This window comes from Streptomyces sp. NPDC048111, from assembly GCF_043202815.1.
Taxonomy (GTDB): domain Bacteria; phylum Actinomycetota; class Actinomycetes; order Streptomycetales; family Streptomycetaceae; genus Streptomyces.
Genome location: NZ_JBIDBD010000010.1, coordinates 156,872 through 178,376, shown reverse-complemented (window position 1 = coordinate 178,376; position 21,505 = coordinate 156,872). Strand labels below are relative to the sequence as shown.

Sequence of the window (21,505 nt, the reverse complement as noted above, 5' to 3'; positions counted from 1 at the left end):
CTGCCCGTAGGGGAAAGCCCGCAGGGCCGCCCCGGCCCTTAGGCGGGGACGATGTTCACCAGCTTGGGGGCGCGCACGATCACCTTGCGGATGCCCGCGCCGCCCAGGGCGGCGACGACGCCCTCGTCGGCCAGGGCCAGCTTCTCCAGTTCCTCGTCGGAGATCGCGGGCGGCACCTCCAGGCGGGCCTTGACCTTGCCCTTGACCTGCACGACGCAGGTCACGGCCTCGTCCACGACGTACGCCGGGTCGGCGACGGGGAAGTCGCGGTGCACCACCGAGTCGGTGTGGCCCAGCTTGCGCCACAGCTCCTCGGCGATGTGCGGGGCCAGCGGGGCGATCAGGAGCACCAGCTGTTCGGCGACCGTGCGCGACAGCGGGCCGCCGGCCTTGGTCAGATGGTTGTTCAGCTCGGTGATCTTGGCGATGGCGGTGTTGAAACGCAGTTCCGCCAGGTCGCCGCCGGCGCCGTCGATCGCCTTGTGCAGGGCGCGCAGCGTCGCCTCGTCGGGCTCGGCGTCGGTGACGGTGGCTTCGCCGGTCGCCTCGTCGACGATGTTGCGCCACAGACGCTGCAGCAGCCGGTACTGGCCGACCACCGCGCGGGTGTCCCAGGGGCGCGAGACGTCCAGGGGACCCATCGCCATCTCGTACAGGCGCAGCGTGTCCGCGCCGTACTCGGTGCAGATCTCGTCCGGAGTGACGGCGTTCTTCAGGGACTTGCCCATCTTGCCCAGCTCGCGCTTGACGGGCTCGCCCTCGAAGAAGAACGCGCCGTCGCGCTCCTCGACCTCGGCGGCCGGCACCGGGAAGCCGCGGCCGTCCCGGTAGACGTACGCCTGAATCATGCCCTGGTTGTACAGCTTGTGGAACGGCTCGGCCGAGGAGATGTGGCCCAGGTCGAACAGCACCTTGGACCAGAAGCGCGCGTACAGCAGGTGCAGCACGGCGTGCTCGGCGCCGCCGACGTACAGGTCGACGCCGCCGGTCGGCATGCCCTCGCGCGGGCCCATCCAGTACCGCTCGACGGCCGGGTCGACCAGCTTCTCGCTGTTGTGCGGGTCCAGGTAGCGCAGCTCGTACCAGCAGGATCCGGCCCAGTTGGGCATGGTGTTGGTCTCGCGGCGGTACTTCTTGACGCCGTCGCCCAGGTCGAGTTCGACGTTGACCCAGTCCTCGTTGCGCGACAGCGGCGTCTCGGGCGAGGTGTCGGCGTCGTCGGGCTCGAAGGTGCGCGGCGAGTAGTCGTCGACCTCGGGCAGTTCCAGGGGCAGCATCGACTCGGGCAGCGGGTGGGCGATGCCGTCCTCGTCGTAGACGATCGGGAACGGCTCGCCCCAGTAGCGCTGCCGGCTGAACAGCCAGTCGCGCAGCCGGAAGTTGACGGTGCCCTCGCCGATGCCGCGCTCGGTCAGCCAGCCGGTGATCCTCGCCTTGGCCTCGACGACGCCCAGGCCGTCCAGGGAGATCGCGTCGTTGGCGGAGTTGACCAGCTTGGCCTCGTAGGAGGCGAAGGCGTCGTCCCACGTGGAGGCGTCGGTGCCACGGTCGTCGGAGGGTTCCACGACGCAGCGCATGGGCAGCTCGAAGGCGCGCGCGAAGGCGAAGTCGCGGGTGTCGTGCGCCGGGACGGCCATGATCGCGCCGGTGCCGTATCCCATCAGGACGTAGTCGGCGATGAAGACGGGCACCTGGTCGCCGCTGACCGGGTTGGTCGCGAACGCGCCGGTGAAGACGCCGGTCTTCTCCTTGGCGTCGGCCTGGCGCTCGACGTCCGACTTGGACGCGGCGAACGCGCGGTAGGTGGCGACCGCATCGGCGGGGGTGGCGTGGCCGCCCGTCCACACCTCGTGGGTGCCCTCGGGCCAGGCCGCCGGGACGATCGTGTCGACCAGCTCGTGCTCGGGCGCCAGCACCATGTAGGTGGCGCCGAACAGGGTGTCCTGGCGGGTGGTGAAGACGGTGATGGGGTCGGCGCCGGCGACCTGGAAGTCGACGCGGGCGCCCTCGGAGCGGCCGATCCAGTTGCGCTGCTGCAGCTTGATGGCGTCCGGCCAGTCCAGCGCGTCCAGGTCGTCGAGCAGCCGGTCCGCGTAGGCGGTGATGCGCATGTTCCACTGGCGCAGCTTGGACTTGAAGACCGGGAAGTTGCCGCGCTCGGAGCGGCCGTCGGCGGTGACCTCCTCGTTGGCCAGCACGGTGCCCAGGCCCGGGCACCAGTTGACGGGCGCGTCCGAGGCGTAGGCCAGCCGGTATCCGCCCAGGACGTCGGCGCGCTCGGCCGCGCTCAGCGCGGCCCAGTCACGGCCGCCGGGCACCTCACGGCTGCCGTCCGCGAAGGCGGCGGCCAGCTCGGCGATGGGGCGGGCCTTCTTCGCGTCGGTGTCGTACCAGGAGTTGAAGATCTGCAGGAAGATCCACTGCGTCCACTTGTAGTACTCCGGGTCGATCGTCGCGATCGACCGGCGCTTGTCGTGGCCCAGGCCGAGCCGGCGCAGCTGCCGCTTCATGTTGTCCATGGCGGCCTCGGTCGACACCCGGGGGTGCGTGCCCGTGGCCACCGCGTGCTGCTCGGCGGGCAGGCCGAAGGCGTCGAAGCCCAGCGTGTGCAGCACGTTGTGGCCGGTCATGCGCTGGTGGCGGGCGTAGACGTCGGTCGCGATGTAGCCCAGCGGGTGGCCGACGTGCAGGCCCGAGCCCGACGGGTACGGGAACATGTCCATGATGAACTTCTTGGGCCGGGCGGCGACCGCCGGGTCACCGGCCAGGTCGCCCGTCGGGTTCGGCGCCGCGTAGGTGCCCTCGGCGTCCCAGAAGTCCTGCCAGCGTGCCTCGATGTCGGCGGCCATGGCCGCCGTGTAGCGGTGCGGCGCGGCCGACTCTGCGGCGGCAGCGGTGTTCGTCTCGCTCATGTCCTCAAAGCTCCATCGATCGTCTCTGCCAGCGGTAACGAGCGTTCGTCCGTCGATCCGCCATCGAATCGCCAAACGAAAAAACCCCTCGCACAGGAGGGGGCGCCGCGCCGAGTCCGACCGGGTCTGTTCATCGGTCGGGAGTGTTCAGCGCGGCTCGCTAAGCAGAAGGCGTACGGCACGCATGGCGTCAGGGTACCGCAGGCCCCGCAAGGCCCGCACGGAGCGCCCACGGAGCGTGATCCGGGCTACCCCCCGGGGGTGCCGAGGGCGAGGTTACTCCGCGTACCCCCCTCTTCTGGGGCAACCGCGCAAACCCCGTACCGGCCGGTATGGGGCGACCTAGCATGCCGCCACGGGACCGCTTTGCCGAACCATTCGGAGTCGCCCCACCATGAAACCTCGCCATCCGCTCACCCCGCTCCGCCCGCACCGTCCGCGTCAGAACCCCGCCCGGGGGCGTCCCGCCCGCAGGGGCGGGCTCTCCGCCGCCGCACTGGGCGTCGTCGCCCTGCTCATCCCGCCGCTGGCCCTGCTGTCCTCGGGCGCGCTGCGCGCCGCTCTGGACTTCACCTCCGGCGTCCTGTCCCTGGTCTCGCTGACCGCCTCCGTCGCCTGGGGCCTGCTGGCCACCGACCGGCTCTTCCTGACCCCGCGCGACCGCCTCATGGCGCAGGCCGTCCACCGCGCGACCGCCATCGCCTCGATCGGCTTCCTGCTGCTGCACGTCACCGTCAAGATCGCGCTCGGCCATGTCGGCCTGCTCGGCGCCGTCGTCCCGTTCGGGATGGGCATGACGGGCGCCTCCGGGCTGATCGGCTTCGGGTCGCTCGCCGGGCTCCTGATGGTCCTGACGGGCGCCACGGGCGCGATGCGCAGCGCCTTCGCCACCCCGGGCCGCATCGCGGCGCGCTGGCGCGCGGTGCACATGCTCGCCTACCCGGCCTGGTGCTCGGCGCTGGTCCACGGCCTGTTCGCGGGCCGCCCGCCGGCCGGCTGGGTCGTCGCGATGTACGCCCTGAGCCTGGCGGGAGTGGCGGGCGCGCTGGCCGTACGCGCGCTCCCCCGCCCGGTCAAGCGCCGCATCGCGGCCCGGCTCTCCTCGCTCGGCCCGGCCCAGGAGAGCGAGCCCGCGATGCCCCCGCGCCCGGCCGCGCCGCCCGCCCGCGAGGCCTACGAGGCGCCCCCCGAGCCGCCTTACGCCCCGGCGTACGGGGCGCCCTACGAGCAGCCCGCCCACGGGCCCGTCGGCGCGCCCTCGTATGAAGCACGGCCGACGCAGCCCCTGCCCGGCGCACAGGCGCCGCCGGAAGTCCTCGCGCCGGGGCGGGAGTTCGAGCACACGCGCCCCCTGTACGAGCCCCCGCACGAGGCCCTGCCGCGCTACCGGCCCGCCCCGCCCGAGCCCCGTATCGACGCGGGTACCGGCATCTCGGCGGCCTATCGCGCCGTCTCCCTGGCGCCGTCCGCTCCCCCGGCGCCCCGCTGGCCCGCGCCCTCGCCGCACCCGCCCGAGTCGCTGCCCGCCCCCGCCCCCTCCTCGCCCTATCAGCCGCCGGCCGCCGGCGAGCCCTGGCACGCCGCGCGGCCGGGCTCCTCCGGGGAACGTCCGTGACGGTGCCCGCGACAGCAGGAGTACGACCATGAACACGCCCCTCCCCGATGTACCCGAGGTCCGCGTCGTGGGCCTGCCCCATCTGACGGCGGGCTTCGACCTCGTCGAGCGCCTGGCCCTGCCGATGCACCTCAAGGTGCACGGGCCGTTGAAGCCGGTCGACGGGGAACGTCTGGCCCAGCTCGCCGACGACATCTCCCTCACCGGCCGCGGCGGCGCCGGTTTCCCCTTCGGCCGCAAGCTGCGCTCGGTCGCGTCGGCCGCGATCCGGCGCGGGATACGCCCGGTCGTCGTCGTCAACGCGAGCGAGGGCGAGCCCGCCTGCCGCAAGGACACCGTGCTGGTGTGCCGCGCACCCCACCTCGTCCTGGACGGCGCCCTGCTGGCCGCCGAGGCGCTGGGCGCGAGGACCCTGGTCGTCGCCGTCACCCGCGACTCCACGGAGGCCTCCGTGCGGGCCGCGCTCGCCGAGCGCGGCCTCGCCGACAAGCGCGGCTCCGCCCTGCGCGCCCGCGTGGTGCGAACCCCCGAGCGCATGGTGTCGGGCGAGGCGTCGGCGGTGATCCGGGCCATCGACGGCGGACCCGCCCTGCCGCCGGGCCGCCGCGAGCGGGCCGCCGAGTCCGGGGTCGGTGGCGCCCCGACCCTGCTGTCCAACGCCGAGACGTACGCCCAGCTCGCGGTGGCCGCCCGGCTCGGCCCGCGCCGCTTCGGCAACACGGGCGAGCCGTCCGAGCCCGGCACGGTGCTGCTCACGCTCTCGGGCGCGGTCGCCCGGCCGATGGTCGTCGAAGTGCCGACCGGGGTGCCGCTGCGCTACGTCCTCCAGCTGGCCGGGGCCCCGTCACTGCCCCAGGGCGTGCTGACCGGCGGCTACCACGGCAGCTGGCTCAATTCGGTGGCCGCGCACGACGCGGCCGTCTCGCGGGCCTCGCTCTCGGCGCTCGGCGGCGCCCTCGGGGCCGGTGCGATCCTGCCGATCGGCCCGGGCACCTGTGCGCTCGGCGAGGCGCTGCGGGTGGCCAACTGGCTCGCGGCCGAGACGGCGGGCCAGTGCGGCCCGTGCAGGCTCGGCCTTCCGGCCGCGGCCGGAGGGCTGGCCGACGTGCTCAACGGCGGCGGGCCGGCCGCACTTGAGGCGCTGCGCGAGGTGACCCGGGCGGTCAAGGGCCGGGGCGCCTGCAAGCATCCGGACGGCTCGGCCCGCTTCCTCGCCTCGACGCTGGCGGCGTTCACCGACGACCTCGCCGCGCACGTGCTCGGCGGCGGCTGCGGCCGGCCGACGGCGGGGGTGCTTCCGCTGCCCGCCGCCGGCTACCAGGAGGAGGGCGTGCCGAGCGGCGAGAAGGTCCTGGTCGACTGGACGCTGTGCGAGGGCCACGGGCTCTGCGCGGACATCGTGCCGGAGCTGATCCGGCTCGGCCCGGACGGTTACCCCCTCGTCGCGGACGCCACCGTGCCGATGCATCTGCGGGGGCGCGCCCAGCGGGCCGTGCGCCGCTGTCCCGCGCTGGCGCTCCGGATCGAGCAGGCTCCGGCAGCGCTTCCCCAGATCAGCCGCAAGGCCCTGGGCAGCGGCCGGAGTTGACCGCTTCCGTTCGGTGCGCCGCCCTGTGAGGGCGGCGCACCGAACGGGAAGGAAAGGCAACGAGAAAGGCGGGCCATCCGATTCGGATGGCCCGCCTCCTTCACTGTGGAGCTAAGGAGAATTGAACTCCTGACCTCCTGCATGCCATGCAGGCGCTCTACCAACTGAGCTATAGCCCCTTGCTGTGATGTCGTCCCGGTTTCCCGCGGCGACATCGAGAACATTACACGCTCCCCCCGGTGCTTCACCAAATCGGTTTCCGTTCCGTACGGACACGGGCGATAACGTCCCCCTTTGTGACCGTGAAGGTGTTCGCGCCCGCCCCTGCCCTCCTGCCCCCGGCCCGCCGCCCCCTGCCGCTCGCCGCCGCCGTCTGCCTGCTGTCGTTCGCCGCGTTCTGGGCCGCTCAGCGGGCCGCCGGGGTCTCGATGATCGACCTGCTGGTCTACCGGGCCGAGGGGCAGACGGTGCGGGCCGGCGCCGACCTCTACGCGATGCGGGCGACCGAGGCGCGGCTGCCCACGACCTACCCGCCCTTCGCCGCCCTGGTGTTCACCCCACTCACCCTGTTCGGCGTCCCGGCGCTGCGCACGCTCGCGACCGCGGCGAACCTGGGGCTGCTGCTCGCGCTCGCGCAGCTGTCCCTGCGACTGGCGGGGGTACGGCGGCCGGGGGCCGTGCTGTGGGTCGCCGCGCTCGCCGTCTGGTGCGAGCCGGTGTGGACCACGCTGCGCTACGGCCAGATCAATCTGCTGCTCGCCGTCGCGGTGCTGTGGGACCTGACGCGCGCTCCGGGCCACCGCTGGGCGGGCGCGGGCATCGGGCTCGCCGCCGCCCTCAAGCTCACGCCCGCGCTGTTCGCGCTGTTCCTGCTGATCGCGTCGTTCACCCGGACGAGGCGCGGCGCCGGGAACTTTCCGCTCGCCCTCGCCCTCAGGGCGGGCACGGTGTTCTGCGCGGCCACAGGGGCGGCCGCGCTGGCCCTGCCGCACGACTCGCTGCGTTTTTGGACGTCGATGGTGTTCGAGGCGGGCCGGGTCGGGAACGCCGAGGACACCGCCAACCAGTCCCTGCGCGGGGTCCTGGCCAGGCTGCTGCACACCGGCGACCCGGGGCCGTGGTGGGCGGTGGCGGCGGCCGTCACCGCGGCCCTGGGGCTGACCGTCGCCGTGCGCGCCGAACTGCGCGGTGAGCGGGCGTGGGCGGCCCTGGCCTGCGCGGTGACCGCACTTCTGGTGAGCCCCGTCTCCTGGTCGCACCACTGGGTGTGGTGCGTGCCGGTGGTGGTGCTGCTCGCGGCCGAGCGCTCGCGCTGGGCGGTGCTGGGCGCCGTCTTCTGCTCGTACGCGCTGTGGTGGGTCCCGCACGGCACCAGCCGGCCCGAACTCGCCCAGGGCGGCGGCCAGATGGCGCTCTCGGCGCTCTATCCACTGGCCGGGGCCGGCTTCCTGGTGCTCGCGGCGCTCAGGCCGTGGCGAAGGAGTAGAAGCGCTTGAGCGTGCAGTGCGCCTCCAGGAGCCGGCCGTAGATCGGCTCCCCCTCCAACTCGCGGTAGGTCTCGATCGGGTCGCCTTTTATGATCAGCGCCCGGGCGCATTCCTCGCACCAGTACTGGTAGTCGGTGTTGACCGGATCCATGTCCCTGACGATGGGCGTACCACTGCCGCACCAGTCGCATTTCCGCCTGTGTGCACCCATGTTCAGCTCCAGCTGTGGCCGCAGGCCGTGCACACGTAGGACACTCCGCCGTTGTCGCCGAGCATCTGCGCGACATGACCGGAGCCACAGGAGGGACAGCTCAGGCGGGTGCTGGACACCGGGGTGTGCGGTCCGCCGGACGGCTGCGGGAATGGTTCGCGACTCGCGGGCATCGCGCGCTCCCTCCCGTTCGGTCCGTCGTCCCCCTCCGGCCGTCCCGATTCTGCCATGTCCTCGCAAGAGGGTCAGTGCCGTCACCGTACGAGACCGGCCACCACGCGCGGGAGGGACGCGACCGCCGGTGTGAAGGAGCGCGTCGGCGGCGCGATGCGGAGCGCGCACGCCCGCAGCGGGCAGCGATCGACACCGCGGAGATTCCGACGCCAGGATCCCAACAAGAAGATCCCGCCCCCACGAGGGGACGGGATCCGATTGTGGAGCTAAGGAGAATTGAACTCCTGACCTCCTGCATGCCATGCAGGCGCTCTACCAACTGAGCTATAGCCCCGCTGTCCGCTGGTCTCCCCGCCTCTTCGGCGGTTCTTCGCTGCGAACAAGAAGAACTTTAGCCTGTGACCTGCCGGAAAGTGAAATCCGGCCCCCACCGCCTCTGAGCAGCGGTTAGTCGTCGTCGCCGAGGACCGGCTCGGGGAGCGTGCCGGCGTTGTGCTCCAGCAGGCGCCAGCCGCGCGCGCCCTCGCCGAGGACGGACCAGCAGCAGTTGGTCAGGCCGCCCAGGCCCTCCCAGTGGTGCGCCTCGAGACCGAGCAGCCGGCCGATGGTGGTGCGGATGGTGCCGCCGTGGCTGACGACGACGAGGGTGCCGCCGTCGGGCAGCTTGTCGGCATGGCGCAGCACGACCGGGGCGGCCCGGTCGGCGACCTCGGTCTCCAGCTCGCCGCCGCCCCGGCGCACCGGCTCGCCGCGCTTCCACGCGGCGTACTGCTCGCCGTACCGGGCGACGATCTCCTCGTGCGTGAGCCCCTGCCAGGCGCCCGCGTACGTCTCCCGCAGCCCCGAGTCGTGCTCTACCGGCAGACCCGTCACGGCCGCCAGCTCGGCGGCGGTGGCGGCGGCCCGCTTAAGGTCGGACGCGATGATCGCGTCCGGCTTGAGGGCGGCGAGCAGGCGCGCGGCCCGGTGCGCCTGGCCGAGGCCCGTCTCGGTCAGCTCGATGTCCGTGGAGCCCTGGAAGCGGCGCTCCAGGTTCCAGGCCGTCTGGCCGTGCCGCCACAGGACGATGCGGCGGCCCCGGCCGCCCTTGGTGCCGTTCAGCTCAGCTCACCGTCCGTCTCGTCGGCGCCGGTCAGCGCGGCGTGCTCGGCCGCCTTGCCGCGGGTCTTCAGGGCGTCGTCCGGGAGGGGCAGCTCGGGGCAGTCCTTCCACAGGCGCTCCAGGGCGTAGAAGACGCGCTCCTCGCTGTGCTGGACGTGCACGACGATGTCGACGTAGTCGAGCAGGATCCAGCGGGCGTCGCGGTCGCCCTCGCGGCGCACCGGCTTGGCGCCGAGCTCCTTGTTGAGCCGCTCCTCGATCTCGTCGACGATCGACTTGACCTGGCGGTCGTTGGGCGCGGAGGCGAGCAGGAAGGCGTCGGTGATCGACAGCACGTCGCTGACGTCGTACGCGATGATGTCGTGCGCGAGCCGGTCGGCGGCCGCCTGAGCGGCGGCGGTGATGAGCTCGATGGAACGGTCCGTGGCGGTCACAAGCAGGCTTTCGTCGGCGGTCAGATCGGATCAGATCGATTTCCAGGATCTCACGGACCGCCGACAGCCCCGAAAGGATTACCCCGGGGCGCCCACACCACCGCTCACTTCGCCCCCTTGTAGTCCTTGCCGATCACGACCGACACATCGGCGTTGGCAGCCGCCCTGCCCTGCTTGACCGAGCTGTCCGGCAGGCCGAGCGTCTTGGCGACCTCGACGGCGCTGCCCTTGTTCGAGGCGTCCGCGTACAGGACCTGCGAGACGGCCTGCGCGCCGGCGCTCCCGGCGTCCACGAACGAGTAGCCGCCGTTGACCACGGCGATCTTGGCGGCCTCGCCGGACTTGGTGTTGCCGCTGGCGTTCTTGATGCCGACCCGCACCGCACCGCCCTGTTCGCTCCCGCCGCCCCCGAGGCGTCCGCCCAGTACGTCCTTGATCACGCTGTCGGCGGCCTGCTGGCTGAGCGTGCCGTCCGGCTGCACGGGAAGGAGCGCCGTCTGGTACGCGCCGATCTTGGCGTGTTCGGCGAGCTTGGCCAGAGACGCTCCGAGGTCGCCCTCGGGCAGCGACGGGTCGAGGATCTGGGCGAGCGTCTGGACGGTGACGGTCGCCGCCTTCGGATCGTCGGAGATCTTGCGCAGCACCCCGTACATCACCGTGCCGAACCGCTGGAGCTGCTTGTTCTCGGCCTCGCCGGGGGCGCGGTAGGTGGCGTAGGCGACGGCCATCTGACCGGTGAGGGTCTGGTCGTCGCCCTTCTTCACCACCGCGTCGCCGCCCTGCTTGGCGGCGGGCACCTCGACGTCCGTGGTGATGTCGATGTTGCCGACGAGGTCGACGAGGTTCTCCAGGTAGGGAGTGTCGAGCCGCCAGGTACCGGTGATCTTGGCGCCGAGGAGGGTGGAGAGCGAGTCACGGGTGCCCTGGGAGCCGTCGGCGTCCACCGACTTGCCCAGGGTGGTGCGGTTGCCGTCGTCGTCGGTGACGGCGAGCGTGTTGGGCAGCAGCACCGTGGTGCCCCGCTGGGTGGTCACGTTGTTGACGAGCAGGACGGTGGAGGTACCGCCCGCCTTGGTGTTGTGCAGATGGACGACGATGACGTCGCGCTTCTGCGCCTCGACGGGGACGGCGCCGCCCTTCTTCGCGTCCGGGGAGGACGAGAGGCCGGGCAGCTTCCCGGCGAACCACAAGTAGCCGACGCCGCCCGCCACGACCAGGACGACGGCCACGATCAGCGCGACGACGCGGTTGCGGCCGCGCCGCTTGGCCTCCTCGCGGCGCTCGCTGCGGCTCTCGCTGAACTTGAGCCAGTCGATGACGTCCTCGGAGTCCTCGTCGGGCTCCTCGATGAACGAGAACTGCTCGGTGCGGTAGTCGCGTTCACCGCCGTCGGCGCCGTCACCGTTCTTCTCCCGCCGCTGCTGGGGCACCACGGGCGCGTCCTGCTGCTCGGGGCGGCCCTGCCCGTGGTCCTGCTGCGGGAACGGCTGGGTTGCGGTGAACTGCCGCTGCTGCGGGGCCTGTTGGTGCTGCTGGTCCGGCTGCGGCTGCTGTGGGGCCTGATGCTGCGGGTGTTGCTGTTGCTCTGAGGGTTGCTGTTGCTGCGGCGGCTGCTGGGCGTACGGGTCGTACCCGGTACCCGTCTGCTGCTGCGGCACATAGGTCTGGCGCTGGTCGTACCCGTACCCCTGCTGCTGTTGCTGCTGGGGCTCCTGGGGCTGCGCGTACGGGTCATAGGCCTGCTGCTGCGGCGGGACCTGCTGGTACACCGGACGGCCGTACTCGTCGTACCCCACCAGTTGCATCTGGGGCGCGTACGGGTCGTACTGGCGGTCGTTCACCGGTGGCCTTCTCTCACTCGCCGACGTACGGGCGCTACGGCGGGACTCACTCGCCGCGATACAGCTGGCGCTTGTCGATGTAGCGGACCACACCGTCGGGAACCAGATACCAGACCGGGTCGCCCTGCGCGACCCGTGCGCGGCAGTCCGTCGAGGAGATCGCCAGGGCCGGCACCTCCACCAGCGAGACGCCGCCCTCGGGGAGCCCGTCGTCCGTCAGGACGTGACCGGGCCTGGTCACGCCGATGAAGTGGGCCAGGGAGAACAGCTCCTCGGCGTCGCGCCAGGTCAGAATCTGGGCGAGCGCGTCGGCGCCGGTGATGAAGAAGAGGTCCGCGTCGCTGTTGCGCTCGCTCAGCTCGCGCAGGGTGTCGATCGTGTACGTCGCCCCCGCCCGGTCGATGTCGGTACGGCTGACCGAGAACTGCGGGTTGGACGCGGTGGCGATGACCGTCATCAGATAGCGGTCCTCGGCCGGGGACACCAGCTTGTGGCTCTTCTGCCACGGCTGCCCGGTCGGTACGAACACGACCTCGTCCAGATGGAACTGCGAGGCCACCTCACTGGCGGCCACGAGGTGTCCGTGATGGATCGGATCAAACGTTCCGCCCATCACACCGATGCGTCGCTTCACCGGACCGGTAGGCACTTCCTGCTCTCCCATGCGTGCAGAGCCTACTGGCCCGGCTTTCGGCCCCGACTCAGCGGTCGCGGTTGAAGCGGGTGGTGATCCAGAGCAGCAGGAGCAGGGCGAACAGCGCGCCGCCGCCCGTCAACCAGGGCTGCAGGCTGTTGTGGTTGCCACCGTGCTCGGCGCCTTCGGCGAGCGAGACCAGGTTGGCGGCGGTGCTGTGGAGGCTCATCTTCGGCAGGACCTATCCGGGAGTCGGGGCGGAGACTTCGCCCACATCGTATGCGGGCGGTCCGGGCACGCTCACGCCGACTCAGTCGTTGTTGCTGTCGTCGCCGCCGTTCGAGCGGTACCCACGCAGCAGGAGCCAGGCCAGCAGGGCCGCACCGACCATGGAGGCCAGCAGCAGGATCCTCAGCAGCGCGCCCGGCCCCTGGCCGGAGGCGGCTGCGAGAGCGGTGACGACATCCGGCGTAACGTCCGGCATTTCAGGTCTCCTCGAGAGTTATCCACAGGCCCCCGGGCCACGGTATCGCCACCGCCTAATGTGGATGTCGTCAGGGGGACGAGCCGACGACTCGAACGACAGGGGGCACCCATGACGAACGACATCAACGACCACGTGCCGAGCAGGCAGCGGCGCAGGTTCCCCGGGATCTCCTCCCGGGCCTACGAACACCCCGCGGACCGCTCGGCGCTGGTCGCCCTGCGCAAGCTGTCGGGCTTCGACACCGTCTTCAAGGCGCTCAGCGGTCTGCTGCCCGAGCGCAGCCTGAGACTGCTCTTCCTGTCCGACTCCGTTCGGGTGAGCGACGCCCAGTTCGCGCACCTCAACTCGATGCTGCGGGACGCCTGTTACATCCTGGACCTGGAGAAGGTCCCCCCGATGTACGTCACGCAGAACCCGCAGCCCAACGCCATGTGCATCGGTCTCGACGAGCCGATCATCGTGGTGACGACAGGCTTGGTCGAGCTGCTCGACGAGGAAGAGATGCGCGCGGTCGTCGGCCACGAGGTCGGCCACGCCCTCTCGGGCCACTCCGTCTACCGCACGATCCTGCTCTTCCTGACGAACCTGGCCCTGAAGGTCGCCTGGATCCCCCTGGGCAACGTCGCGATCATGGCGATCGTGACGGCGCTGCGCGAATGGTTCCGCAAGTCGGAGCTCTCCGCCGACCGGGCCGGGCTCCTGGTGGGCCAGGACCTGAAGGCCTCGATGCGGGGGCTGATGAAGATAGCGGGCGGCAACCACCTGCACGAGATGAACGTGGACGCGTTCCTGGAGCAGGCGGAGGAGTACGAGTCCGGGGGCGATCTGCGCGACTCCGTACTGAAGATCCTCAACGTGCTGCCCCGCTCCCACCCCTTCACCACGGTGCGGGCGGCCGAGCTGAAGAAGTGGGCGGAGAGCCGCGACTACCAGCGGATCATGGACGGCCACTACCCGCGCCGCGACGAGGACGCGGACACCTCGGTGACCGACTCCTTCCGCCAGTCCGCCGCCTCGTACGCCGACGCGGTCAGGACCAGCAAGGACCCGCTGATGAAGCTGGTCGGCGACATCGCCGGCGGCACGGCGGACCTGGGCGGCAAGCTGCGCGACCGGTTCACGGGCACGGGCACGCGCCCCTCTGCCTCGGACAAGGCACCCGGCTCTGAGCACGGGAACCGGAGCGGAGACGGGAACGGGAACGGAGAGGCGAACGGGAGCGGCCGGGCGGACGGAAAGCCGGGGCAGAACGACAACGGGGAGGGCTGACCAGGAAGGGCTTCTTGGGGGGATGCTCGGACGGCTCGGGTTCGGCGGCTCCTGGACGCCCCCGGGGCACGGTGCGCAGAGGTCCGCGGTACGGGGCCCCGGGCCCGGCGGCCCGGCGGTCAGTGGGTGGCCGGGGTGGCGGGGGACGGCTGGGCGTCGGTGGCCAGGGTGCCGCAGACCGCTTCGGGGGCGGGGCCGGTCGCGTACGGGTCGGTGGCCACCGGGCCCTGCGCGTCCGCCCGCTCCCCCGCGAGCAGCGGCTGCAGGCGGCCGGCGACATCGGCCGAGCAGGCCTGCGGGCCGGCCTCCACGGTGCTGGCCTGGATCTCCGTGCGGTTCAGCCGCAGGTCGTCGCGGTCGAGCCGGAAATGGAGTTCGCGGCGGACGGTGAACAGCGAGGCACCGCCCGCGTGCGGGCCGCTGCCGGCCGGGCGCAGGGCGTACACGAAGACGTAGTCGGTGGCGATGGCCAAGGCGTCCGAACCGGCCTCGGAGTAGCTCATCGAGCCCTGGACGCGGATGCGGGGATCGGCGAGGGCCACCTTGGCCGGATCGAAGCGCACGAGCCAGCCGGTGGCGGAATGGCGCCCGTCATTGGCGGGGCCGGCCAGGCTCTGGTCGAACTGGGCCATCAGATCGGGGTCGAGCAGCACGCGGATCTGGTGGTCGGGGCCGCCCGCCAGGACGTCCGGGTCCAGGGACGACTTGATCAGGTAGTCCTTGGCGATGGACAGGGCGTTCATGACCTGCGCCTCGGAGAAGTGCTCGGTCCTGGTGGCCGGCGGCAGGTTGATGCCGGAGCCGCCGGTGCGGAACTGGGCGGCGGGGCTGTGCGCGAAGAGCTGCTCGGCGTCACCGCCCGGTACGGGGCCCTGCGGGGCCAGCGGGACCACGGTCACCCGGGCCGGCTCGGGGCGGCTGGTGGCGGGCGGCTGATAGGGGTGCCGGACGCCCATGTAGATGGCGGTACTGAAGGCGATGAGGAGCAGCAGCACCAGAGCGACGGCGGATTTGGAGGACGATCTGAGGGACCAGCCGGGACGGGAGCGCACGGCGCGGGCGTGCTCGCGCATCCGCTCCTGGGCGGAGTACTCCTGAAGACGGGCAGCGCGGACGAACGACTCGTCGAAGACGACGGACCGGTACTCGTCGTCACCTCCGCCGGGGAGGCCCTCAGGTGTCCCCTCGGGTGGCACTCCACGCCCTGCCATACCTTCAGGGTAGGTCTGGCGGGGGAAAGGTAAACGCGCTGGTACGTGACAACTTCCGGCGATTTCCGACGCCGGGGTTCATGGGCTGCTCACCGGGGGGCCCGGGACGGCGGGGGCCACCGCGTTCGCCGCGTTGTCGGGGCTGCTCGTGACGGGGGCCACCGCGTTCGCCGGGTTGTCGAGGTTGCTCGTGGCGGGGGCGGGGACCTTGTCCTCGTGGTCGGAGGAGGCGCCCCGGTAGACCGCGGAGAAGGCGAGGGCCACCATGCCGATGCCCATCACGACGGCGAGCAGCCAGGCGACCGGCCGGTGCCAGCGGGCGCGGCCCCGGTAGGGCCGCAGGGCCCCGCCGAAACGGCCGTAGGGGCCGGCCTCGGCGCCGCCGGGCAGACCCGGGCCGCCCAGGTCGTCCCGGTCCCGGCCGGGGCGGTAGAGGTCGTAGCCGTCGTCGTAGAGCTCGTCGTCCGGGGCTCCGCCGCCTGCGCGGGTCCGGGCGGCCTCCGCGTCGGCGCGGGCCTGGGCGGCGGCGAGCAGGCGCTCGACGGCGCTGGGTTCGTGGATGGCGGCGGCGCGTACGAAGTCCTCGTCGAACACCACGGAGGCGAAGTCATCGTCCGCGCCTCCGCGGTCGTCGTCGGGCTCCCAGCCGTCCGGGAACGGCTCGCCCCCTACGTCGTCCGGCACGGGTTCAGCGTAGCCCCGGACGGGCGGTTTGGGCAGCCGGTGGGTGAACTCCGCGCCCGGGGAGCGCAGTTGTCCGTGGTTACCGAGTGTGACCGTCGCCGGTCACGATGTACTTGGTGGAGGTGAGTTCCGGCAGGCCCATGGGGCCGCGGGCGTGCAGCTTCTGGGTGGAGATGCCGATCTCCGCGCCGAAGCCGAATTGACCGCCATCGGTGAAGCGGGTGGAGGCGTTGACGGCGACGGTCGTGGAGTCGACCAGCTGGGTGAAGCGGCGGGCCGCGGCCTGGGAGGTGGTGACGATGGCCTCGGTGTGCCCGGAGGTCCACAGCCGGATGTGGGCGACGGCGGCGTCCAGGGAGTCGACGACCGCGGCGGCGATGTCGTACGAGAGGTACTCGGTCTCCCAGTCCTCGGGGGTGGCCTCGACGACGGTGGCCTTGGAGGCGGCGGCGTAGGCCCGTACGCGGTCGTCGGCGTGGACGGTGACGCCGGCCTCGGCGAGGGCGTCCAGGGCGCGCGGCAGGAAGGCGTCCGCGATGTCCTGGTGGACCAGGAGGGTCTCCGCGGAGTTGCAGACGGAGGGGCGCTGCGCCTTGGAGTTGATGAGGATGGCGACGGCCATGTCGAGGTCGGCCTGAGCGTCGACGTAGACGTGGCAGTTGCCGGTGCCGGTCTCGATGACGGGGACGGTGGACTGTTCGACGACGGTGCGGATGAGGGAGGCGCCGCCGCGCGGGATGAGGACGTCCACCAGGCCGCGGGCGCGCATCAGCTCGGTCACCGAGTCGCGGGATTCGCCGGGGACGAGCTGCACGGCGTCGGCGGGCAGCCCGGCGCCGCCGACGGCGTCGCGCAGGACGCGGACGAGGGCGGTGTTGGAGGCGTACGCGGAGGACGAGCCGCGCAGCAGGACCGCGTTGCCGGACTTGAGGCAGAGGGCCGCGGCGTCCACGGTGACGTTGGGCCGGGCCTCGTAGATGATGCCGACGACGCCGAGCGGGACGCGGATCTGGCGCAGGTCGATGCCGTTGGGCAGGGTGGAGCCGCGGACGACTTCGCCGACCGGGTCGGGCAGGGCGGCCACGTCGCGCACGTCGGAGGCGATGGCGCGGATGCGTTCGGGGGTCAGGGTGAGCCGGTCGATGACGGTCTCGCTGGTGCCGGCCTCGCGGGCCTTGGCGACGTCGACGGCGTTGGCCTCGATGATCTCGGCGGTCCGTACTTCGAGGGCGTCCGCGATGGCGAGCAGCACCTCGTCCTTGACCGCCCGCGGAAGTGGCGCGATCTCGGCGGCGGCGGCGCGGGCCCGGTAGGCGGTCCGGGTGACCGGGGACATGTCGTCGTACGGGGACGTGGAGGGCGAGGTGTGCGAAGCCATGTGCGCAGACTAATGCGCGGCGGCCGGCCGTTTCGCCCTGCTTCCACTGGCCGAGACGCCCCCGGGCCGGGGCGTGCGGAGGTCGAGGGGCCCCGGGCCGGGGCGTGCGCGCCCGGGGTCAGAAGGGGTGGACTCCCACAGGCGCGGCCGGGGGCGGACCGTAGCCCTCGGCTAGGCGCTGGTGGTAGGTGCCCCGGTCGATGACTTCGAGCCCGACGATCTCCCAGGGCGGCAGTCTGGCGGTGGAGCGGTGTTCGCCCCACAGGCGCAGGGCGACGGCGGCCGCGTCGTGCAGGTCGCGGGCCTCTTCCCAGTACCGGATTTCGGCGTGGTCGTTGGCGTAGCGGCTGGTCAGCAGGAACGGGTGGTCGTGGGCGAGCTGTTCGAGGCCGCGGCGCACCTCCGCCAGCGGGGCCTCGGCTCCGGAGACGCTGAGTGTGATGTGCCACAGCCTGGGGGTGTCCCCCGGCTTTTCGACTGCTTCGGTGCGTTCGACGTCGGCCCCCGTCCCCACACTGGTCAGGGTCCGCTCAGCCGTCGTCCCTCGGGGCGCCGCGCCCGGGCGCGCTCGTCTCACCGGCGGCCTCCTGTGCTGCTGTGTGCGATGCGGTGCGGTACTGAGCGGATCGGGGTCCGCGTGTACCCCGCTTCAAAGTTGACCAGCCCGAGGCCGGGCGCGTGGCGGTTTTCCTGAAGGTGTCTGTCTTATGGCTGGACTTTCAGCCGTTTCAGGGGTGCAGGACGACCAGATCGTCCCTGTGTACGACTTCGCGTTCGTAGCCGGGGCCGAGTTCGCGGGCGAGGTCGTGGGTGGAGCGGCCGAGCAGCTGGGGGATCTCCTTGGCGTCGAAGTTGACGAGGCCGCGGGCGATGGCGCGGCCCTGGAGGTCGCGCAGTTCGACGGGGTCTCCGGCGGCGAACTCGCCCTCGACGGCGGCGATTCCGGCGGGCAGCAGCGATTTGTGGCCGTCCACGACGGCGCGTACGGCGCCGTCGTCGAGGACGAGGGCGCCCCGGGGGGTGGAGGCGTGGGCCAGCCACAGGAGGCGGTCGGCGGAGCGGCGTCCGGTGCGGTGGAAGTGGGTGCCGGTGGCGCGGCCGGCGAGGGCGTCGGCGGCCTGGCTGGCGGAGGTGAGGACGACGGGGATGCCAGCGGCGGCGGCGATGCGGGCGGCCTCGACCTTGGTGACCATGCCGCCGGTGCCCACTCCGGCCTTGCCGGCGCTGCCGATCTGGACGTGGGCGATGTCCTCGGGGCCGTGGACCTCCTCTATGCGCGAGGTGCCGGGTGTGGCGGGGTCGCCGTCGTAGAGGCCGTCGACGTCGGAGAGCAGGACGAGCAGGTCGGCGCGGACGAGGTGGGCGACCAGGGCGGCGAGGCGGTCGTTGTCGCCGAAGCGGATCTCGTCGGTGGCGACGGTGTCGTTCTCGTTGACGACGGGGAGCGCGCCCATGGCGAGCAGTTGGTCCAGGGTGCGGTAGGCGTTGCGGTAGTGGGCGCGGCGGCTGGTGTCGTCGGCGGTGAGCAGGACCTGTCCGACGCGTACGCCGTAGCGGGCGAAGGAAGCCGTGTAGCGGGCGACGAGGAGGCCCTGGCCGACGCTGGCGGCGGCCTGTTGGCGGGCGAGGTCCTTGGGCCGGCGGCGCAGCCCGAGGGGGGCGAGACCGGCGGCGATGGCGCCGGAGGAGACCAGCACGAACTCCTTCTCGCCGCCGCTGCGCGCCTTCGCGAGTACGTCCACGAGCGCGTCGACCCGGTCCGCGTCGAGTCCGCCCGAGGCGGTGGTGAGGGAGGACGAACCGACCTTGACCACGATCCTGCGGGCCTGTGCCACCTGCTGCCTTGCCACTGTCACACGGTGAAATCTATGCCAGGAGAGGGGCCGGGCGCTTGGAAGGACCAATCGGCGGACAGTCTCCTGGCGGCCGTGGGACGAGCCGTAGGGTGCGAAAGGCCGGGAGGGCTGGGGAAGTGATGGTCCGTCGGGGGGCGGAGGCGCACGTGGTCGCACCGTGCGGTTTGATACCAGCCGGGCAAATTTCGCGTCTGAAGTGAAACCTCCGCAGCCGCTTGTCCCTCCCTTCTCATGACCAGTCGAACAACTCCACGGTGGGTTCGAGCAGGATCCGGCCCGCGTGGATGCCCCAAGGAGCGTGCCGGATGCCGTCGTCGCCGTCTCGTAGACGCCTGTTGCAGGTCGCCGGTGGCGGTCTCGTGGCGGCGCCTTTGGCCTACGGGGGATGGCAGTGGCTGGCACCGCGGTCGGGGGCGGGGGCCCAGGGCCCTTCGTCGGGGACGACGACGGGCCGGCCGACGTCGTCGGCGCCCGAGCAGGCGTATCTGCATGTGATCGCGCACGCGGACGACGGCATCTACTTCATGAACCCGGATCTGGAGCAGTCGATCCGCAGCGGCGCCCTGTCGGTGACGGTGTGCATGACCAGTGGGGAGTCGGACGGCCGCAACGCGGTGCCGAAGACCCCGGAGTTCAAGGCGATGCCGACGGACCGCCCGGCGTTCGCGCGGGCGCGTATCAACGGTCTGCGGGCGGCTCACGCGCTGATGGCGACGGGGGACGACAACAGCCCGTGGTCGGTGGAGCCGGTGGAGCTGCTGCCGGGGTTCCGTTCGGAGCTGCACTATCTGCAGGCGGCGCCGCACGTCCAGCTGATCTACATGGGGCTGTGCGAGGCGCGGTACGTGAGTGTGCCGCGCCCGGTGAGCATGCGGGGTCTGTGGCTGGGCGCCATCAAGGAGCTGCCGACGCTGCCGGGCAAGGGCAGCACCGTGGGGATGCCGCGCGGCTATACGCGCGATCAGCTCACGGACGCGCTGGTGGGGGCGATCGCGCGGATCAATCCGACGGTGATACGGACTCTCGATCCGACGCCGCTGCACGCGCCGCGCGAGACGGTGGCGATGATGAGCGCGCCGACGATACTGCGCGGGCTGAGCTATCTGGACCATCAGGACCACACGGCGTCGGCGCGTTTCATGCAGGCCGCGATGGAGCGGTACTGGGGCGGGGGCCGGGGCCGTCCGGCGTCGGTGACGAACTATTTCGGCTATCCGACGAACTACACGCCGCCGTCGCTCGACGCGGCGACCACGCGGCGGACGGCGCAGCTCCTGAACGCGTACGGGTGGGTGGACCGGCGGGACTGCGGGGATCCGTCGGGCTGCGGTGACCTGAAGGTCGGGCCGAACGGACTGAAGGCGGGCGGCGCGGGCTGGGCGCGCGGCACCCGTACGCGCACCCCGGGCACCTCGCGGTGGCTGGCGCCGTTGAAGGACGGCAGGCTGGCGGCGTTCGCGGTGCTCAACGGCGCGGTGCGCGGCTGGGTGGAGCAGGCGGCGGGCAAGGGGCCGTGGGCGGGGCCGTTCGACGTGGTGGGCAGCGCGGGCGGGCCGCTGGATCCGCAGGTGGAGGTCGCTCGGCTGCCCGACGGAACGCTTCAGCTGTTCGCGACGCGCACGGTGCTGCCGTTCAAGGGCAACAAGCACCACAAGGAGCTGGTGTGCGCGCTGCAGAGCGGGGTGGGCGGCGACGGGGTGCCGAAGTTCGGCGCGTGGGTGTCGCTCGGTACGCCGGACGCGGCGCCGGAGAAGTCGCTGGAGACGGGCTATCCGGCGACGGCGGTCGCCCCGGACGGCACGGTGCACGTGGTGGCGCGGAACTGGGCGGGCGATGTCGCCCTGCGCAGCGGGCGCCATGGGAAGAACTGGGGTGCGTGGCGCCTGCTGGAGCACCCGCCGGGCAAGCAGCCGCCGCATCCGCTGGTGGTGGAGGGCATCGACGCGCTGGTGGACCCGTCGGGCCGGCTGCACGTGGCGGCGCCGGTGGCCAAGACGGTCCTGCACTGGGTGTCGCCGGAGCCGGGTGAGCTGCCGACGCTGTCGGCGCCGACGGGTCTGACGCCGTCGGGCAGCGCGGTGAGTCTGGTGGCCGACGGCAAGGGCGGCGTGCTGGCGGTGTACCGCGGCGCGGGCACCGCGCAGGTGACGGTGGCGTCGCCGGGCGGCTCCCCGGGTGTCTCGGACGCGGCCTGGAAGGTGGCGCGGCAGGCTCCGGCGGGCGGCTACGGGCGGGTGGCGGCCCACCGGCTGAGCGGGGGCGGCGGCGCGCTGGTGCTGGCGGGCCGCAACGACGGCGGCCGGGTGGTGCCGGTCGCGGACGGCTCGGGCGCGACAGCGGCCTGGGAGACGCCGGGGGTGCAGTTCGTGGGGATACCGGGCGCGGCGCAGGACGTGGCGGGGCGGGCCGTGCTCGCGGTGATCGGGACGGACAGCCTGCTGTACGCCTCCCGCCAGACCCGGCCGGGCGCCCGCTTCGGGGAGTGGACCGCCGCGGCGCACGAGGGCGCCGGAGGCCGCGTGTAGGGCCGGTCCGGCCCACACGTGCCCGGGGGCGGACACCGTGCGGTGTCCGCCCCCGGGCGTGTGCGGCCGGTCGTCGCGCGCCGACGGCGCGGGCGGCG

General features: G+C 72.3%; 19 protein-coding genes and 2 tRNA genes. 5 read left to right on the top strand and 16 right to left on the bottom strand.

Annotated elements, in window-relative coordinates:
• Window positions 1-38: 38 nt before the first annotated feature.
• Window positions 39-2,912 carry a leucine--tRNA ligase gene (gene leuS / locus ACGF3I_RS19015; RefSeq protein ID WP_393133429.1) on the bottom strand — a complete coding sequence of 958 codons (2,874 nt, stop codon included), beginning with the start codon at window positions 2,910-2,912 and terminating at the stop codon, window positions 39-41.
• A 394-nt stretch (window positions 2,913-3,306) separates the two neighbouring features.
• Here leuS and ACGF3I_RS19010 point away from each other — a divergent pair, with 394 nt between their 5' ends.
• Together ACGF3I_RS19010 and ACGF3I_RS19005 are read left to right on the top strand one after the other, a co-directional pair.
• Window positions 3,307-4,527 (top strand): hypothetical protein, encoded by a 1,221-nt coding sequence (locus ACGF3I_RS19010; RefSeq protein ID WP_393133427.1) that lies wholly within the window; start codon window positions 3,307-3,309, stop codon window positions 4,525-4,527.
• Between the two features lie 28 nt (window positions 4,528-4,555).
• Window positions 4,556-6,115, top strand: coding sequence for an NADH-ubiquinone oxidoreductase-F iron-sulfur binding region domain-containing protein (locus ACGF3I_RS19005; RefSeq protein ID WP_393133425.1), 1,560 nt, complete (start codon window positions 4,556-4,558; stop codon window positions 6,113-6,115).
• Between the two features lie 106 nt (window positions 6,116-6,221).
• Here the strand turns inward: ACGF3I_RS19005 and ACGF3I_RS19000 are convergent.
• A tRNA-Ala gene (locus ACGF3I_RS19000) sits at window positions 6,222-6,294 on the bottom strand.
• Window positions 6,295-6,411: 117 nt separating this feature from the next.
• On the opposite strand from ACGF3I_RS19000, the gene ACGF3I_RS18995 reads away from it, so the two are divergent.
• Window positions 6,412-7,611 carry a glycosyltransferase 87 family protein gene (locus tag ACGF3I_RS18995; protein WP_393133423.1) on the top strand — a complete coding sequence of 400 codons (1,200 nt, stop codon included), beginning with the start codon at window positions 6,412-6,414 and terminating at the stop codon, window positions 7,609-7,611.
• Here ACGF3I_RS18995 and ACGF3I_RS18990 read toward each other — a convergent pair.
• From ACGF3I_RS18990 to ACGF3I_RS18950, 9 genes are all read right to left on the bottom strand, one after another.
• Window positions 7,580-7,813: a hypothetical protein gene (locus ACGF3I_RS18990; RefSeq protein ID WP_053726163.1), complete on the bottom strand. Its 234-nt coding sequence runs from the start codon at window positions 7,811-7,813 to the stop codon at window positions 7,580-7,582. The genes ACGF3I_RS18995 and ACGF3I_RS18990 overlap by 32 nt on opposite strands.
• 2 nt (window positions 7,814-7,815) lie before the next feature.
• A complete protein-coding gene (locus ACGF3I_RS18985; RefSeq protein WP_393133421.1) occupies window positions 7,816-7,986 on the bottom strand; it encodes a hypothetical protein in 171 nt (56 codons plus the stop codon).
• Window positions 7,987-8,248: 262 nt separating this feature from the next.
• Window positions 8,249-8,321, bottom strand: a tRNA-Ala gene (locus ACGF3I_RS18980).
• 113 nt (window positions 8,322-8,434) lie between these two features.
• Window positions 8,435-9,088: a histidine phosphatase family protein gene (locus ACGF3I_RS18975; RefSeq protein ID WP_393133521.1), complete on the bottom strand. Its 654-nt coding sequence runs from the start codon at window positions 9,086-9,088 to the stop codon at window positions 8,435-8,437.
• Complete coding sequence (gene rsfS, locus ACGF3I_RS18970; RefSeq protein ID WP_393133419.1) at window positions 9,085-9,522, bottom strand: ribosome silencing factor; 438 nt, start codon at window positions 9,520-9,522, stop codon at window positions 9,085-9,087. Before rsfS ends, ACGF3I_RS18975 begins: the two co-directional genes overlap by 4 nt.
• Window positions 9,523-9,626: 104 nt before the next feature.
• Complete coding sequence (locus tag ACGF3I_RS18965) at window positions 9,627-11,363, bottom strand: LCP family protein (protein ID WP_393133417.1); 1,737 nt, start codon at window positions 11,361-11,363, stop codon at window positions 9,627-9,629.
• 46 nt (window positions 11,364-11,409) lie between these two features.
• On the bottom strand, window positions 11,410-12,027 hold the full coding sequence (gene nadD / locus ACGF3I_RS18960; RefSeq protein WP_393133415.1) for a nicotinate-nucleotide adenylyltransferase: 618 nt from the start codon (window positions 12,025-12,027) through the stop codon (window positions 11,410-11,412).
• 37 nt (window positions 12,028-12,064) lie between these two features.
• The gene (locus tag ACGF3I_RS18955; protein ID WP_328312858.1) at window positions 12,065-12,226 is read right to left on the bottom strand and encodes a hypothetical protein; all 162 of its coding nucleotides are present in this window, start codon (window positions 12,224-12,226) and stop codon (window positions 12,065-12,067) included.
• An 81-nt stretch (window positions 12,227-12,307) separates the two neighbouring features.
• Window positions 12,308-12,481 (bottom strand): hypothetical protein, encoded by a 174-nt coding sequence (locus ACGF3I_RS18950; RefSeq protein ID WP_393133413.1) that lies wholly within the window; start codon window positions 12,479-12,481, stop codon window positions 12,308-12,310.
• A gap of 111 nt (window positions 12,482-12,592) precedes the next feature.
• Here ACGF3I_RS18950 and ACGF3I_RS18945 point away from each other — a divergent pair, with 111 nt between their 5' ends.
• The gene (locus ACGF3I_RS18945; protein WP_393133411.1) at window positions 12,593-13,753 is read left to right on the top strand and encodes a M48 family metallopeptidase; all 1,161 of its coding nucleotides are present in this window, start codon (window positions 12,593-12,595) and stop codon (window positions 13,751-13,753) included.
• Window positions 13,754-13,872: 119 nt separating this feature from the next.
• Here ACGF3I_RS18945 and ACGF3I_RS18940 read toward each other — a convergent pair whose 3' ends face one another.
• From ACGF3I_RS18940 to proB, 5 genes are all read right to left on the bottom strand, one after another.
• Window positions 13,873-14,964, bottom strand: a complete 1,092-nt coding sequence (locus ACGF3I_RS18940) for a hypothetical protein (RefSeq protein ID WP_393133409.1) — start codon at window positions 14,962-14,964, stop codon at window positions 13,873-13,875.
• Window positions 14,965-15,042: 78 nt separating this feature from the next.
• On the bottom strand, window positions 15,043-15,648 hold the full coding sequence (locus ACGF3I_RS18935) for a hypothetical protein (protein WP_393133407.1): 606 nt from the start codon (window positions 15,646-15,648) through the stop codon (window positions 15,043-15,045).
• Window positions 15,649-15,727: 79 nt separating this feature from the next.
• A complete protein-coding gene (locus ACGF3I_RS18930) occupies window positions 15,728-17,026 on the bottom strand; it encodes a glutamate-5-semialdehyde dehydrogenase (protein ID WP_393133405.1) in 1,299 nt (432 codons plus the stop codon).
• A gap of 118 nt (window positions 17,027-17,144) precedes the next feature.
• The gene (locus ACGF3I_RS18925) at window positions 17,145-17,603 is read right to left on the bottom strand and encodes a hypothetical protein (RefSeq protein ID WP_393133403.1); all 459 of its coding nucleotides are present in this window, start codon (window positions 17,601-17,603) and stop codon (window positions 17,145-17,147) included.
• Window positions 17,604-17,754: 151 nt separating this feature from the next.
• Window positions 17,755-18,882, bottom strand: a complete 1,128-nt coding sequence (proB, locus tag ACGF3I_RS18920; RefSeq protein ID WP_393133401.1) for a glutamate 5-kinase — start codon at window positions 18,880-18,882, stop codon at window positions 17,755-17,757.
• Window positions 18,883-19,187: 305 nt separating this feature from the next.
• Between proB and ACGF3I_RS18915 the strand changes: the two genes are divergently transcribed.
• Window positions 19,188-21,407 (top strand): PIG-L family deacetylase, encoded by a 2,220-nt coding sequence (locus ACGF3I_RS18915; RefSeq protein WP_393133399.1) that lies wholly within the window; start codon window positions 19,188-19,190, stop codon window positions 21,405-21,407.
• Window positions 21,408-21,505: the final 98 nt, after the last annotated feature.

Bases quoted from the DNA above. Each gene is read 5' to 3' on its own strand.
- leuS (WP_393133429.1), bottom strand. From the start codon at position 2,912: ATGAGCGAGACGAACACCGCTGCCGCCGCAGAGTCGGCCGCGCCGCAC.
- ACGF3I_RS18915 (WP_393133399.1), top strand. From the start codon at position 19,188: ATGCCGTCGTCGCCGTCTCGTAGACGCCTGTTGCAGGTCGCCGGTGGC.
- ACGF3I_RS18930 (WP_393133405.1), bottom strand. From the start codon at position 17,026: ATGGCTTCGCACACCTCGCCCTCCACGTCCCCGTACGACGACATGTCC.
- ACGF3I_RS18990 (WP_053726163.1), bottom strand. From the start codon at position 7,813: ATGGGTGCACACAGGCGGAAATGCGACTGGTGCGGCAGTGGTACGCCC.
- ACGF3I_RS18985 (WP_393133421.1), bottom strand. From the start codon at position 7,986: ATGCCCGCGAGTCGCGAACCATTCCCGCAGCCGTCCGGCGGACCGCAC.
- ACGF3I_RS18945 (WP_393133411.1), top strand. From the start codon at position 12,593: ATGACGAACGACATCAACGACCACGTGCCGAGCAGGCAGCGGCGCAGG.
- ACGF3I_RS18955 (WP_328312858.1), bottom strand. From the start codon at position 12,226: ATGAGCCTCCACAGCACCGCCGCCAACCTGGTCTCGCTCGCCGAAGGC.
- ACGF3I_RS18940 (WP_393133409.1), bottom strand. From the start codon at position 14,964: ATGGCAGGGCGTGGAGTGCCACCCGAGGGGACACCTGAGGGCCTCCCC.
- ACGF3I_RS19005 (WP_393133425.1), top strand. From the start codon at position 4,556: ATGAACACGCCCCTCCCCGATGTACCCGAGGTCCGCGTCGTGGGCCTG.
- ACGF3I_RS18950 (WP_393133413.1), bottom strand. From the start codon at position 12,481: ATGCCGGACGTTACGCCGGATGTCGTCACCGCTCTCGCAGCCGCCTCC.
- ACGF3I_RS19010 (WP_393133427.1), top strand. From the start codon at position 3,307: ATGAAACCTCGCCATCCGCTCACCCCGCTCCGCCCGCACCGTCCGCGT.
- nadD (WP_393133415.1), bottom strand. From the start codon at position 12,027: ATGGGAGAGCAGGAAGTGCCTACCGGTCCGGTGAAGCGACGCATCGGT.